The 13972-nt window shown below is 46.5% G+C and carries 15 protein-coding genes; 11 read left to right on the forward strand and 4 right to left on the reverse strand.

Annotation, left to right across the window (positions count from 1 at the left end; genetic code table 11):
- Positions 1–4: 4 nt before the first annotated feature.
- From ERX35_RS03570 to ERX35_RS03595, 6 genes are all read left to right on the forward strand, one after another.
- Positions 5–829 (forward strand): pyruvate, water dikinase regulatory protein, encoded by an 825-nt coding sequence (locus tag ERX35_RS03570; protein WP_149458544.1) that lies wholly within the window; start codon positions 5–7, stop codon positions 827–829.
- 11 nt (positions 830–840) lie between these two features.
- Positions 841–2598 carry a DNA primase gene (gene dnaG, locus ERX35_RS03575; RefSeq protein ID WP_149458545.1) on the forward strand — a complete coding sequence of 586 codons (1758 nt, stop codon included), beginning with the start codon at positions 841–843 and terminating at the stop codon, positions 2596–2598.
- A gap of 18 nt (positions 2599–2616) precedes the next feature.
- Positions 2617–3723, forward strand: a complete 1107-nt coding sequence (gene rpoD, locus ERX35_RS03580; RefSeq protein WP_149458546.1) for an RNA polymerase sigma factor RpoD — start codon at positions 2617–2619, stop codon at positions 3721–3723.
- Between the two features lie 93 nt (positions 3724–3816).
- The gene (locus ERX35_RS03585) at positions 3817–4170 is read left to right on the forward strand and encodes a c-type cytochrome (protein ID WP_149458547.1); all 354 of its coding nucleotides are present in this window, start codon (positions 3817–3819) and stop codon (positions 4168–4170) included.
- Between the two features lie 54 nt (positions 4171–4224).
- Entirely contained in the window at positions 4225–4896 is a 672-nt protein-coding gene (locus ERX35_RS03590) for a tRNA (adenine(22)-N(1))-methyltransferase (RefSeq protein ID WP_149458548.1), read from the forward strand.
- Positions 4893–5981 carry a Nif3-like dinuclear metal center hexameric protein gene (locus tag ERX35_RS03595; RefSeq protein WP_149458549.1) on the forward strand — a complete coding sequence of 363 codons (1089 nt, stop codon included), beginning with the start codon at positions 4893–4895 and terminating at the stop codon, positions 5979–5981. Before ERX35_RS03590 ends, ERX35_RS03595 begins: the two co-directional genes overlap by 4 nt.
- Before the next feature lie 64 nt (positions 5982–6045).
- Here ERX35_RS03595 and ERX35_RS03600 read toward each other — a convergent pair whose 3' ends face one another.
- Positions 6046–7011, reverse strand: coding sequence for a 4-hydroxy-3-methylbut-2-enyl diphosphate reductase (locus tag ERX35_RS03600; RefSeq protein WP_149458550.1), 966 nt, complete (start codon positions 7009–7011; stop codon positions 6046–6048).
- Positions 7012–7136: 125 nt separating this feature from the next.
- Between ERX35_RS03600 and ERX35_RS03605 the strand changes: the two genes are divergently transcribed.
- The 5 genes from ERX35_RS03605 (at position 7137) to ERX35_RS03625 (ending at position 11453) form a co-directional block, all read left to right on the forward strand.
- Positions 7137–8465 (forward strand): DEAD/DEAH box helicase, encoded by a 1329-nt coding sequence (locus tag ERX35_RS03605; RefSeq protein ID WP_149458551.1) that lies wholly within the window; start codon positions 7137–7139, stop codon positions 8463–8465.
- Positions 8466–8476: 11 nt separating this feature from the next.
- Complete coding sequence (locus ERX35_RS03610) at positions 8477–9367, forward strand: deoxyribonuclease IV (protein ID WP_149458552.1); 891 nt, start codon at positions 8477–8479, stop codon at positions 9365–9367.
- A gap of 82 nt (positions 9368–9449) precedes the next feature.
- Positions 9450–10214: a metal ABC transporter ATP-binding protein gene (locus ERX35_RS03615; protein WP_149458553.1), complete on the forward strand. Its 765-nt coding sequence runs from the start codon at positions 9450–9452 to the stop codon at positions 10212–10214.
- A complete protein-coding gene (locus tag ERX35_RS03620) occupies positions 10211–11056 on the forward strand; it encodes a metal ABC transporter permease (RefSeq protein WP_149458554.1) in 846 nt (281 codons plus the stop codon). Before ERX35_RS03615 ends, ERX35_RS03620 begins: the two co-directional genes overlap by 4 nt.
- On the forward strand, positions 11046–11453 hold the full coding sequence (locus tag ERX35_RS03625; protein WP_149458555.1) for a Fur family transcriptional regulator: 408 nt from the start codon (positions 11046–11048) through the stop codon (positions 11451–11453). Before ERX35_RS03620 ends, ERX35_RS03625 begins: the two co-directional genes overlap by 11 nt.
- 30 nt (positions 11454–11483) lie before the next feature.
- Here the strand turns inward: ERX35_RS03625 and ERX35_RS03630 are convergent, their stop codons facing one another.
- The 3 genes from ERX35_RS03630 to ERX35_RS03640 are packed head-to-tail and all read right to left on the reverse strand — an operon-like array spanning position 11484 to position 13935.
- Positions 11484–12050, reverse strand: coding sequence for a 5' nucleotidase, NT5C type (locus ERX35_RS03630; protein ID WP_170234524.1), 567 nt, complete (start codon positions 12048–12050; stop codon positions 11484–11486).
- A complete protein-coding gene (gene ispG / locus ERX35_RS03635; protein WP_246143121.1) occupies positions 12037–13164 on the reverse strand; it encodes a flavodoxin-dependent (E)-4-hydroxy-3-methylbut-2-enyl-diphosphate synthase in 1128 nt (375 codons plus the stop codon). The genes ERX35_RS03630 and ispG overlap by 14 nt, the downstream gene beginning before the upstream one ends.
- 36 nt (positions 13165–13200) lie before the next feature.
- Positions 13201–13935 (reverse strand): DUF1189 family protein, encoded by a 735-nt coding sequence (locus ERX35_RS03640; RefSeq protein WP_170234525.1) that lies wholly within the window; start codon positions 13933–13935, stop codon positions 13201–13203.
- Positions 13936–13972: the final 37 nt, after the last annotated feature.

Raw genomic sequence — 13972 nt, forward strand, 5'->3', positions numbered from 1 at the left:
ACTCATGGATGAAATCAGATTAATCATTGCTTCGGATTCTGTCGGAGAGACAGCTGAACTTGTAACGAAAGCCTGTACTTCGCAATTCAACCAGCTTGGTAATGCCCTTGAGACAATCCGTCTTCCTTACATTGAAACACCTGAGAATATAGACGAAGTGATTGCCATTGCACGTGAACAGCGTTCTATCGTGATATATACGCTCGTCAGACCGGATATCCGCAAGTATATGAAAGAGCAGCTTGAACAGTACGGGCTGAAGCATGTCGATATCATGGGGCCGCTCATGGCTGAACTGACAAATGAACTGAATGAGTCGCCGCTCAATGAGCCGGGAGTTGTCCATAAGCTTGATGAAGATTATTTCAAGAAGATAGAGGCGATTGAGTTCGCTGTTAAATATGACGACGGCCGTGATCCGAGAGGGCTGCCTAAAGCGGACATCGTGCTGATTGGTGTATCGCGTACTTCTAAGACACCGCTCAGTCAGTATCTTGCCCATAAACGCTTTAAGGTGATGAACGTGCCGCTTGTGCCGGAAGTAGATCCACCTGACCAGCTGTTTGAAATTGATGCGGCAAAGTGCATCGCCCTGAAAATTGATCCGACCAAGCTGAATGCTATCCGTAAAGCGCGGCTGACTCAGCTCGGTCTGAATGATGATGCCAATTACGCGCAGGACCGGCGGATTCTTGAGGAGCTTGAGTATTTCGAGAAAATCGTCAGCCGCATCGGCTGTCCGGTCATCGATGTGTCAAATAAAGCCATCGAAGAGACGGCTAATGAAATCATCAAGATCATTACGACCAATAACAGATACGATTACTAAGAGGTGTTAGTTTGCAGTTAGATCAAGACCTTATTAACGAAATACGTGAAAAGAATGACATTCTTGACGTAGTCAGCCAATATGTGAAGCTAGAAAAAAGGGGACGTAACTATATCGGTTTATGTCCCTTTCATGATGAAAAGACGCCATCCTTTTCAGTATCAGTCGATAAGCAAATCTGTCATTGCTTCGGCTGCAAAAAAGGCGGGAATGTCTTTCAGTTTATGGAGCAGATTGAAAATATCTCATTTGTGGAAGCTGTCAGAAGACTCGGTGAAAATGTCGGCGTCCAAATAGCACAGCGTGAACCGGTCGTCTATGCCAATGATAATATGAAGATGATTGAAATGCATGAACTGCTGCGCGATTATTATCATTACGTGCTGAAAGCGATTGAGGAGGCAGAGCCTGCGCTGCAGTATTTATATGACCGGGGCTTTACAGATGAAATCATCAACCGCGAGAAGATCGGCTACAGCCCGAATATCAGTCATTTTGCGCATGACTTTCTGGAGAAACGCGGGTTTGACAAGGCGCTTGCCTACGAGGCCGGACTGTTATCGAGAAATGAAGAAAATTTCAGCTACTATGACCGCTTCCGTGACCGGATCATGTTTCCGATCAACAATGCCCAGGGACATACGGTCGGTTTTTCCGGGAGAACGTATAAGAATGAGGAACCGAAATATTTAAACAGCCCGGAAACCCCGGTCTTCCAGAAACGACAGCTCCTTTATCATCTGGATGTCGCGCGCAAAGCAATCAGACAGCAGGATGAAGTCATTCTGCTGGAAGGTTTTATGGACGTCATCAAAGTGACGGAAGCGGGTCTGACCAATACGATTGCGACGATGGGGACAGCGCTCAGTAAAGAACATGTGCTGCAGCTGAAGAAGCTTGCCGGCAATGTCACATTGATGTTTGACGGAGATACGGCGGGACAGAAGGCGACGATGAGCGTCGGCGAGAATTTACTGAACGAAGGGATCAGCACCTTTGTCGTACCAGTGAAGAAAGACCGGGACCCGGATGAAATGATCAATGACATGGGCAAAGAGGCCTTTTTAAGTTATGTCATGCACAATAAGCTGTCTTTCGTCAGTTACAAGCTGAAGGAAATGTCAAAGCAGGTGGCTTCCAACGACCTTGTCTTTGATCAGCGGCTGAAAGAAGTGACGAATGACATCGCACGTATTAAATCACCGGCTCTGAGGAAAAAAGTATTGCACGAGGCTAGTGAATTGTTTAAAGTAGATTTTGACAGTCTCAATTTTGAAGTCAGTAAATATATTCCTCAGTCAGCGCCACAGTTCACTCCAGGCCCAAGAATCGTTACGTATTCCAAGCCTGAAAGAGCGGAACGGTTGGTGCTTAAACATTTTTTTAAGGATAAATATTTGTTCAACAAAATGACAGGTTATATTACAGCTGAACATTTCAAAAAGCAGGAACATCAGGAGATATTTATTGCTTTAACAGGGTATTATGAAAGCAGCGACTATTTTAACGTCAGTCAGTTTTTATCGTTCGTTCCGGCCCATTGTCAAAGCGATATTATTTCAATTGATGAAATCATCATCAACCAGGACCCGTCAGTCGAGGAGATAGAGGACTATATTTATGTCATCCGTCATGAACAGGAGGAACTGCGCAGTCTGAGTCACTTGAAGCAGTCGCTGTCTGAAGCGATTGCAGAAAGTAATGAAGCTGAGCGAGACCGGTTGATGAAGGCGATCATTGACTATAACAGACAGAAAAAACTGAAGTAACTCAGGAGGTAATGCTTAGTGGCTAAAAAGAAAGAGAGCATCACAGCAAATAACAACGAAGGACTGTTGACCGTCGATCAGGTCAAAGCACAGTTGATTGAAACAGGAAAAAAGAATGGTCAGTTAAGCCATGAGGAAATTGCGGACCGTCTGCAGAATTTTGAGATGGATGCAGACCAGATGGATGAATTTTTCGAAGCGATCGCTGAAAATGATATTACATTGATCAATGAAAAAGATGCACAAGATACTGATGACAAAATCAATCTGAATGATTTGTCAGCACCTCCCGGCGTTAAAATCAACGACCCTGTGCGGATGTATTTAAAAGAGATCGGCCGTGTCAACTTGCTCAGCGCTGCTGAAGAAATTGAACTTGCGAAGCGGATAGAGCAGGGTGATGAAGTGGCAAAAGCGCGGCTTGCTGAAGCGAACTTACGTCTAGTTGTCAGCATCGCAAAACGCTACGTCGGCCGCGGCATGCTGTTTCTCGACTTGATTCAGGAAGGGAATATGGGCCTGATCAAAGCGGTTGAGAAGTTTGACTTCAACAAAGGGTTTAAATTCTCCACTTATGCAACGTGGTGGATCCGTCAGGCGATCACACGTGCGATCGCTGACCAGGCGCGGACGATTCGTATTCCTGTCCACATGGTGGAGACCATCAACAAGTTGATCCGCGTACAGCGCCAGCTGCTGCAGGATCTAGGCCGTGATCCGAGCCCTGAGGAAATCGGTGAGGAAATGGACCTGCCGGCAGAGAAAGTGCGGGAAATTCTTAAGATTGCCCAGGAGCCGGTATCACTTGAAACGCCGATCGGGGAAGAAGATGACAGTCATTTAGGGGACTTCATCGAAGACCAGGATGCCCAGAGTCCGGCAGATCACGCTGCTTATGAACTGCTGAAAGAGCAGCTGGAAGATGTCCTCGATACATTGACAGACCGTGAGGAGAATGTCCTGCGACTTCGTTTCGGTTTAGACGATGGTCGTACACGGACGCTGGAAGAAGTAGGAAAGGTCTTTGGTGTGACACGTGAACGTATCCGCCAGATTGAAGCGAAAGCCCTCCGTAAATTAAGACACCCATCCAGAAGCAAACGTCTGAAGGATTTCATGGATTAATTTATTGATTAAAATCTTGAAAACACTTTGACATTGCTAGTATTTAATATAAAATAGAAATGTATATGGTGAATTTAAAGGGAGGTATATTTAATGAATCGCAATCCAGTCATTCCATTTATTCTTATCCTGCTTATGGGTGTAGGCCTGGTGTTCTTCTTGTCAGCTCACGGTGCGAACAAAGCAGCGGAGAATAAAGACGAAGGTACTAAAACAGCGCAGAAATTTGATGCTGCGTCGTTTGCTAAAGACAACTGTACTTCATGTCATGGTCAAAACCTTGAAGGTGCAATGGGACCTAAACTTGCAGGAAACAAAAAACCTGCAGATGAGATGAAAAAAATTATCCGTAACGGTAAAGGCCCGATGCCTGCACATGATGAATCTGTAATCGCTGATAAAGATTTGGATACACTTGTGAAATACTTAAAAGACGGCGCGAAATAATAAATGAAAAATCTTTTGCTGAGGCAAAGGATTTTTTTTTGAAAGGAAACCATTATGCTGAGTAAACGTTTAGAACAAGTAGCGGCCTATGTAACAGGCACGACGATGGCAGATATCGGATCAGACCATGCTTATCTGCCGATTGCATTAGTAGCGGACGGCAAAGTCACAAGTGCTGTAGCCGGAGAAGTGGTCGACGGCCCGTTTCAGGCTGCAGTCAACAATGTCAGAGCACACGGACTGACGCATAAGATTGCTGTGAGAAAAGGATCAGGACTTGAAGTGATTGCAGACGGTGAAGTAGATTCAATCACCATCTGCGGCATGGGTGGACCGCTGATTGCTGACATCCTGTTAAGCGGCATGAACAAGCTGAACAGTGCACCACGACTGATTCTACAGAGCAATATCCATACAGCAAGTGTCAGAGCAGCATTAATCAAGCTCGGTTATACGATCACGGCTGAAGAGATCATCAAAGAGAAGCGTCATATATATGAGATTGTCGTAGCCGACAAGCAGCAGCCGATGACACTGACAGCGGCAGAGCTCAAATTCGGCCCACTGTTGATGGCAGAGCGTTCTCCGCTGTTCCTTGAAAAATGGACGCGGGAATACAACCACCTGCAGCGTGTAAAGGAAAGTATTAAAGACAATCCAGAACAGACAGAGCGGCTCAAGGAAATCGAGCAGCAGCTTATCATGTTTAAAGAGGTGATCGGATGAAAATCAATGAACTGATGCAGCTGATTGACCGGGAAATCCCGCTTAGTAAGGCAGATTCGTGGGATAATGTCGGACTGCTGATCGGCGATAAAGAGTCGGCAATCACGACTATTATGACGACGCTCGACTGCACGCTTGAAGTGGTGGAAGAAGCCGTACAGCAACAGTGTAACACCATTATCTGCCATCATCCGCTCATCTTCAGCGGCATTAAAAACATTACGAATCAAGGTTATGGTGCTGTGATTCAGCAGCTGATCAAAAATAGTATCAATCTGATTGCACTGCATACGAATCTGGATGCCCATCCGCAAGGCGTCAGTGCGATGATCGCTGATAAGCTTGATCTTATAAATCAGGACATTCTTATGCCTCAGCTGAGTGCTATGGCTAAATTACAGCTGTTTGTACCTGAATCCCATGTGATGCAGGTTAAAGCAGCATTGAGTGAAGCAGGCGCCGGACAGATCGGTGATTACAGCGACTGCTTCTTCCAGCTGGAAGGCACAGGTCAGTTCAAGCCGGACGCCAGTGCTCATCCTTATACGGGAGAAGTCGGAAAGCTGGAAATTGTCGATGAGATTAAGCTTGAATGCGTCTTTGAGCCGCGTTTAAGACGTCAGGTGGAGGCAGCTTTAATAGCCAGCCATCCTTATGAGGAGCCGGCTTACGACATATATGAGTTTCTAGTGAAAGATATGTTTGGCACGGGCATTAAAGCAGAGCTGAAGCAGCCGGTTCAGATCGGGAACTGGTTGAAAGAGGTGAAGTCGAAGCTTAAGGTGGACACTGTCCGTCTGATCGGCAGCCCTGATCAGGAAATCCGCACAGTCGGTATTATCGGCGGCGCGGGCATGGATTATGTCCCGGCTGTCAGACAGTCAGGTGTGGATGTCTTTTTGACAGGTGATATCAAGTACCACGAGGCGCATGACTTATTGATGAATGGTCTGCCGGCTGTTGATATTCAGCACTATGCGGAGAGTGTGGTGAAAGAGGGACTGAAATCATTGCTGGAGAGCTTTGACCTTGATGTACCTGTCATCAGTTCAACTGTGGATACGAATCCATTTAAAGCTTATTGACCGCATAATAAATAGACACCGGACAAGAAAATCTCGTTCGGTGTCTTTATATTGGACGGAATTGTTATAGCACATCCACTGGCTTTGGATTTTTGATTTTCGGCAGTATTTTATCAACCGCGACTGCAGAGCGCTCAGGGACAGGCAGCGGATCGGCAGGGTCGAATGACTTCACGTAGTCAATCACTTCCTTGACAATCGGGGTCGGTGTAGAGGCGCCGGCTGTTATCGCAACCGTTGATTTACCGGTAAGCCATTCCAGCTTCAGCTCACTGATGTCAGAAATGCGGTAGGCCTCTGTATGCGCAATTTCTTTCGAGACCTGAGCAAGGCGGTTGGAGTTGTTGCTCTTTGGATCGCCGACGACAATCAGGACATCAGCCTGACCCGCCTGCTCAGCAACTGCTTCCTGTCTCACTTGTGTCGCCAGGCAGATCTCTTTATGAACTTCAATGTGCGGGAATTTTTGTTCGAGCGATTCCATGAGATGGAGGACGTCCCACTGTGACATCGTCGTCTGGTTGGTGACGATCAGCCTGCCGTCTGCGAGTGCAGCAGGCAGCGCATCGATATCATTCTGATTCTCCACTAAATGGACGATCTCAGGGGCAACGCCGACCGCACCTTCAGGTTCCGGATGGCCTTTCTTGCCGATATAGATGACGTGGTAGCCTTCTGCTTTTTTCTGACGGATGAGCGTATGTGTGTTCTCGACATCCGGACAGGTCGCATCAATGCAGACCAGCCCTTTCTCCTTGGCACGGCGCTTCACTTCAGGAGAAACACCGTGCGCTGTGAAGATCACGGTCCCTTCATCAATCTGTTCCAGTATGTCCAGCCGGTTAGGGCCGTCAAGCGTGATGATGCCATCGCTCTCAAAAGCGTCGGTCACATGCTTGTTATGGACGATCATACCGAGTATATATATGGGACGCGGCAGCGTCTGGTCGAGTGATGCATTGCGTGCGATGACCATCGCATCGACGACACCGTAACAATAGCCGCGGGGTGTAATTTTTACGATTTCCATGTTATAGCCTCCTGTCTTTATCAGTATATCAAATTTAACATAGTTCCCTCTATTAATTAAGCTGCTTTCTTTATGGCCCGGTTTCCTATATAATACATGAGATGAACAAATAAAGGAGGACAACAATGGCTAAACATCCATTTGAAAATTTCGAACTTTCATCTGAAATGATTGCAGCGGTGAAAGATTTGAATTTTAATCAGCCGACTGAAGTCCAGAGACGAGTAATTCCTAAACTAACAAGAGGTATTAACCTGATTGGACAATCGCAGACGGGCACAGGGAAATCACATTCTTTCCTGCTGCCGCTGATTGATAAGATTGACCCGGCACTGCACGAACCACAGATCATTATTCTTGCGCCGACAAGAGAACTGGCCAAGCAGCTGTATGAGGCAGCTGCGCATTTAGTATCATTTAAAAAGAACATCAAAGTAGGTCTTTACATCGGCGGCACTGACAAGCAGAAAGATATATTAAAATCCAAGGTGGAACCGCAGCTCATCGTCGGCACGCCGAACCGTATCAATGATATGGCGGCTGAAAATGCACTGAAGCTGCATCTGGCTAAATCCATCGTCATTGACGAAGCCGATTTAATGATTGACCTCGGCTTCATGCCTGCCGTCGATACGATTGCCTCACGCCTCGGCGAAGATGCGCAGCTGGCTGTCTTCTCGGCAACCATTCCGAAGGCCCTGCATCCTTTCCTGAACAAATATTTGGCACAGCCTGAATTCGTTCAGATCGATCCGGCAGAACGCACGAACAAAAACATCGAATTCTATCTGATTCCGACGAAGAGCAATGACAGAAAAGAAAAACTATTTGAAGTGATGCAGACGATCAACCCATATTTATGCATCATCTTCGCCAACAGCCGCGAGCATGCAGATGAAGTGCTCGGTTTTCTGGCGGACAAAGGCGTCAAGGCCGGTATCATTCACGGCGGGCTTGCACCTCGTGAACGGACACAGCAGATGAAACGCATCAAGCAGCTCGACTTCCAGTATGTTGTAGCGAGCGACCTGGCGTCACGCGGGATTGATATTGAAGGTGTCAGCCACGTCATCAACTATGAGATCTCTAAAGATGTAGACTTCTTCACACACCGCGTCGGCCGTACAGGCCGCGGCAGCTATCAAGGGACGGCGATCACGCTCTACACGCCTGATGAAGAAGATTTGATCAATCAGATCACAGCGAAGGGCTTTACTTTTATCCACGCTGACGTGAAAGCTGGAGAAATCAAGGAAATCAAGGACCGCACGCAGCGTGCCGGCCGTAAAAAGCAGGAAGACAACATCGAGCAGTCGTTAAAACATAAAGTGAAATCAAAGAAAAAAGTGAAGCCGGGCTATAAGCGTAAGTTCAGATATGAGCTTGACCAACTGAAGCGCAATGAGAAAAAAGCCCACGCGAAACGGACGAACAGAGAAGCAAGAAAGAAATAGGAGTGAAGGCAATGCTGATAGGTTCACATGTATCGATGAGTGGAAAGAAGATGCTGCTTGCTGCATCAGAAGAAGCAGCGTCCTACGGCTCTTCAACATTCATGATCTATACAGGCGCACCGCAGAATACAAGACGTAAACCGATAGAGGAGCTGAATATTGAGGCGGGCTTCGCTCATATGAAGGCTAACAACTTATCCAATATAGTCGTCCATGCGCCTTATATCATCAATATCGCCAATACTGTCAAACCGGAAGTGTTTGAACTGGGTGTTGAGTTTCTGCAGAAAGAGATTATCAGAACCGAAGCACTTGGAGCGCGTGACATCGTGCTGCATCCGGGTGCACACGTCGGGGCAGGCGAAGAGGCAGGCATTAAAAAGATCATCGAAGGTCTGAATGAAGTGCTGAGTAACGACAACAGCGTCAGAGTTGCACTTGAAACGATGGCCGGTAAAGGGTCGGAATGCGGCAAGACGTTTGAAGAATTAGCCGAGATCATCAGCGGTGTCAAAAACAATGATCGTCTGTCGGTCTGCTTTGATACATGCCATGTGCATGATGCGGGTTATGATCTGATCAATGATTTTGATGGTGTGCTGGATGAGTTTGATAAAGTGGTCGGTGTCGACAGAATTAAAGTGCTGCATGTCAACGACAGCAAAAATGTGCAGGGTGCAAGAAAAGATAGACATGAAAATTTCGGTTTCGGTGAAATCGGTTTTGATGCGCTGCATTATATCGTCCATCATGAAGCCTTTAAAGAGATTCCAAAGATTTTGGAGACACCTTATGTCGGCATGGACAAGAAAGACAAGAAAGCCCCTTACAAGTTTGAAATCGAAATGATTAAAGGTGGCCGGTTCGATCCGGACCTTCAGACTAAAATAATGAACCAATAAACGCAGGGATGAGTTGTCATCCTTGCGTTTTCATTACGATTTACATTATGATAGATGAGTTAAAAGTTTAAAGAGGTGGACGATGGAACCTATATTTGAAATTAAAAATGTCAATTATCGTTATCCTGACAAAGTGGCGCTGAAAGATATCAATATTAAGATTTATCCCGGAAGCTTCACGGCGATCGTCGGACCGAATGGTTCAGGCAAATCTACGCTGCTGAAACTGATTCTTGGTATCCTTCAGCTGCAGACAGGAACTATTTTAGTGAATGGACAGCGGCTCACCAACCAGCTGTCCGACAAAATCGGCTATGTCTCACAGAAAGCGAATGCCGGCAACACAGGATTTCCGGCGACCGTGAGAGAAGTGATCACAAGCGGCCTTACTCAGGAGAAGAAACTGTTCCAGCGTTTCACGGCACAGGACCGTGAACGTGTGATCCGGTTAATGGAGCGCCTGCATATCATCCATTTACAGCACAAAAATATTTCACAGCTGTCCGGCGGCCAGCAGCAGCGCGTCTTCATCGCAAGAGCGCTGATCTCAAATCCGTCGATTCTGATTCTTGATGAACCGACCGTCGGCATTGATGCGAAGCATGTCGCAGAATTTTATCAGCTGCTCACTCAGCTGAAAAATGAGGGCATCACGATACTGCTTGTCACACACGACATCGGTATCGTGGCAGACACGGCGACGAGCGTCGTCTGTCTGAATCAGCATCTGCATTTCCATGGGACCATCCAGCAGTTCAAATCACTGGACCAGGTTGAGATCTCAAAAATTTATGGTCATCCGGTTCAGTTTGTGGACCATAACCATCAAAGGGAGTGCTGCCAATGATCGATGCATTGATTCAGTTTGACTTTATGAGATACAGTGTTATATGCGGTATGCTGATTGGTATACTGGCGCCCTTAATCGGCACCTTTATTGTGGTCAGACGGCTGTCGCTGATCGCCGATGCACTCAGTCATGTCACGCTCGGCGGCATATCATTCGGCATGCTGCTGACGAAACTCGTGCCTGCCATCGTCATCAGCCCGGTCTGGTCAGGCATTGCTTTCTCGATAATCGGTGCGCTCTTGATCGAGCGGCTGAGAACGGTATACAAGCATTACGAGGAACTTGCGATACCGATCATCATGTCACTCGGGATCGGACTGAGTGTTGTCTTCATTTCACTTGCTGACGGCTTTAATCAGGATTTATTCGGCTACTTGTTCGGCAGCATCAGCGCCGTCACTTTCAGTGATCTGCTGACCATTGCAGCGATTTTCTTAATCGTCGTGTGCTTTGTCGTTTTGTTTTACAAAGAGCTGTTTGTGCTGTCGTTTGACGAGGAGTATGCGCAGATTATCGGTGTGCCGAGACTGCTGCATATTCTGTTCATGCTGGTCGTAGCACTTGTCATCTCGGCATCGATGCGAGTCGTCGGTATTCTGCTGGTCAGCAGTCTGATCACGCTGCCTGTAGCGAGCGCCATGCGCTTTGCAAGAGGGTACAAGGCGCTGATGCTCTGGAGTGTGATATTCGGCGAGGCAGCTGTCATTGCCGGGCTGATACTTGCGTTCTATATGAACATATCACCGGGCGGTATTATTGTGCTGCTGCTGATTGTGATTCTGCTCGGCAGTATCATCTACCAGAAAAGAAGGGAAGGAGGTCTTGTCAATGAAGATTGATGAAGCCATCCAAGTATTAAAAGATAAAGGCTATAAATATACGGATAAACGAAGAGACATGGTTACTATACTGAAGGACGAAGACAAGTATTTGAGTGCCAAACAGATTCAGCTGGCAATGAATGATAAATATCCCGGCATTTCATTCGATACGGTGTACCGCAATCTGCATACATTCAACGAGCTGCATATCGTGGAGACAACGGAATGGGCAGGTGAGAAGAAGTTCAGACTGGCATGCACGAATCATCATCACCATCATTTTATCTGTGAGTCATGCGGCGACACAAAAGTCATCGAGCATTGCCCGATGGCGGTATTTCAAGAAGAGATACCGGACGTTGAAATCCGCTCCCACAAAATTGAACTGTACGGATTATGCGAGAAATGTAAATAAAGACCTGGAGGAAAACCTCCAGGTCTTTATTTATGCTAACTGGGCTTTAAGTATGGCATCAACCTGCTGCCATGATGTCACACGATAGACACCGTCCGGCAGTTCAGCCTGATTATAAGGCGTGTCAAAAAGGATGACAGGAATGTTAAGTGCCTTGTTGATATTTATGGCATTGTCAAGCTTATCTTCCAGAAACGCATCAACTTCCAGTCGTCTCGCAGCGGCGATCTTGTCGTGATTGCCAGTCAGCTCGATATGGTGATAAGGAATATCATGCGAGATGAACCACTGCTCAGTAATATCATCAAGATAGTCATAACGGGCACTGATAAAGAACAGGTCATGACATTCGGCCCAGCTTCTGAGCACGGGCGCTGCGCCTTCTGCAATCGGTGAGTTGATGTAAATCTCTTCCTGGTGCGCCATGAACCAGTCATACATTTCTTCTGCAGATTTACCGAGGACAATGCCGAGATCGTAGGCCGTGATATCTTCATAACGTAGATTTTGATCAAAGGACTGCTGCAGATACGGAACGAGTGCAGTAGGACACGTTACTGTCCCATCGATATCAATGCCTAATCTATAACGAGCCACTTGCAGCCTCTTGAGCCGCTGCTTCTAATTTCAGCGCTTCCTGTTTACGGAAATATTCTTCAGCGAGCTTATCGATCTCAATTTTCAGTTCTTCTACCATCGTTTCCTCAGGAACTTTTCTGACTGTCTTGCCTTTCATAAATAACAGACCTTCACCACGGGCACCGGCGATACCGATATCCGCTTCCCGGGCTTCACCCGGACCATTCACGGCACAGCCGAGCACTGCCACTTTAAGGGGTGCTTTAATCGTTGAGATATATTCTTCGACCTCATTGGCGATAGAGATCAAATCAATTTCGATACGGCCGCATGTCGGGCAGGAGATTAACGTCGCAGCATTACTTGATAGACCGAATGTTTTCAGCAGTTCACGTGCGACTTTTACTTCTTCGACCGGGTCAGCTGATAACGAAATACGAAGCGTATTACCGATACCGAGACTCATGATGGCGCCAAGGCCGGCTGCTGATTTAACTGTACCGGCAAACAATGTACCGCTTTCAGTGATACCAAGATGAAGTGGATAGTCAAAAGCCTGCGCCGCCTTCGTATAGGCTTCAATAGCAAGATTGACATCACTTGCTTTCATGGAGACGATAATATCATGGAAATCAAGGTCTTCCAGAATTTTGATATGATGAAGCGCACTTTCGACCATACCGTCAGCTGTCGGATAACCGTATTTCTTGATGATGTGTTTTTCAAGTGAACCGGCATTGACACCAATACGGATAGGAATGCCTTTTGCCTTGCATGCTTTCACGACTTCCTCGACTTTTTCGCGGCGGCCGATGTTGCCTGGATTGATACGGATTTTGTCAGCGCCGCCTTCAATGGCAAGCAGTGCAAGTTTGTAGTCGAAATGGATATCAACGACCAGCGGAATATTGATGCGTTTTTTGATTTCCGGAATAGCAAGTGCATCTTCTTCTTTCGGACATGCCACACGGACGACTTGACAGCCGGCTTCTTCAAGGCGAAGAATCTCAGCGACGGTCGCTTCGACGTCATGCGTCTTTGTCGTCGTCATACTTTGGATGATCAGTTCGTTATTTCCTCCAATAGTCAGATTTCCGACTTTTACTGGACGGGTGTTACTTCTATGGGTAATTTCTGGCATGAAATGATGGCTCCTTCTTGGATTATATTATTTGCCTGTCTTTTTTCGTGGTAAATACCAGCCGGCAATACTAACAAGTAAAATCATTATACACCAAGACAAAGGATTGAATAAAGCATTCGGAACTAAAAGGTTCATATACTGAACGAGTGCAGGCACCGTCAGTAAAAAGGCTGTGATTTTGAACCAGTTCATGAACCGCGATTTGCGACGGGCGATGCTTGCTAAACCATGTGCAGCTAAACTGACACATGATACCTTGATGATGGTGATGGTCAGCTGGACGATGATAAGGACGAGAGCGATCAGCAGGAAATAGAAAAATGATGACTGGGTATAAATCTTCATCTGCTTGATCATCGACGTTTTATCATCCATCATATTCAGGCTGCTGTAAGTAATAGGAGCAATCGACTGAATATACAGCTTATCTTTTGTGAATGTCACAATATCTGATGACCGGCCTGAGCGCTGTTCGGTGAACGTAATAGTGCCTCCTTTCAGCGGAATGGTCTGCTCACGGTCATCCGGCAGCTCCAGCTGATGATCCACCATTTGAAAATCAGGGATATCACGCTCTTTTTCCTGAACAAGCTGGGAAAACGATGAAATGGACAAGTAGCTGTTTGTAAGACCGGGCGCTGACATTAAAAGTGAGATGAGCAGCAGATGCAGGAATACATATCTGAGCGGAGTCGTTCTATATAAAGGATATTTTTTCGGTGTCAATAATCGATTGAGTGCGATTGTATATTTGTTCATTGATTGTCCCTCCATCATGCACTGTATCATAATCCGG

The organism is Macrococcus equipercicus (genome assembly GCF_004359525.2).
Lineage (GTDB): Bacteria > Bacillota > Bacilli > Staphylococcales > Staphylococcaceae > Macrococcus > Macrococcus equipercicus.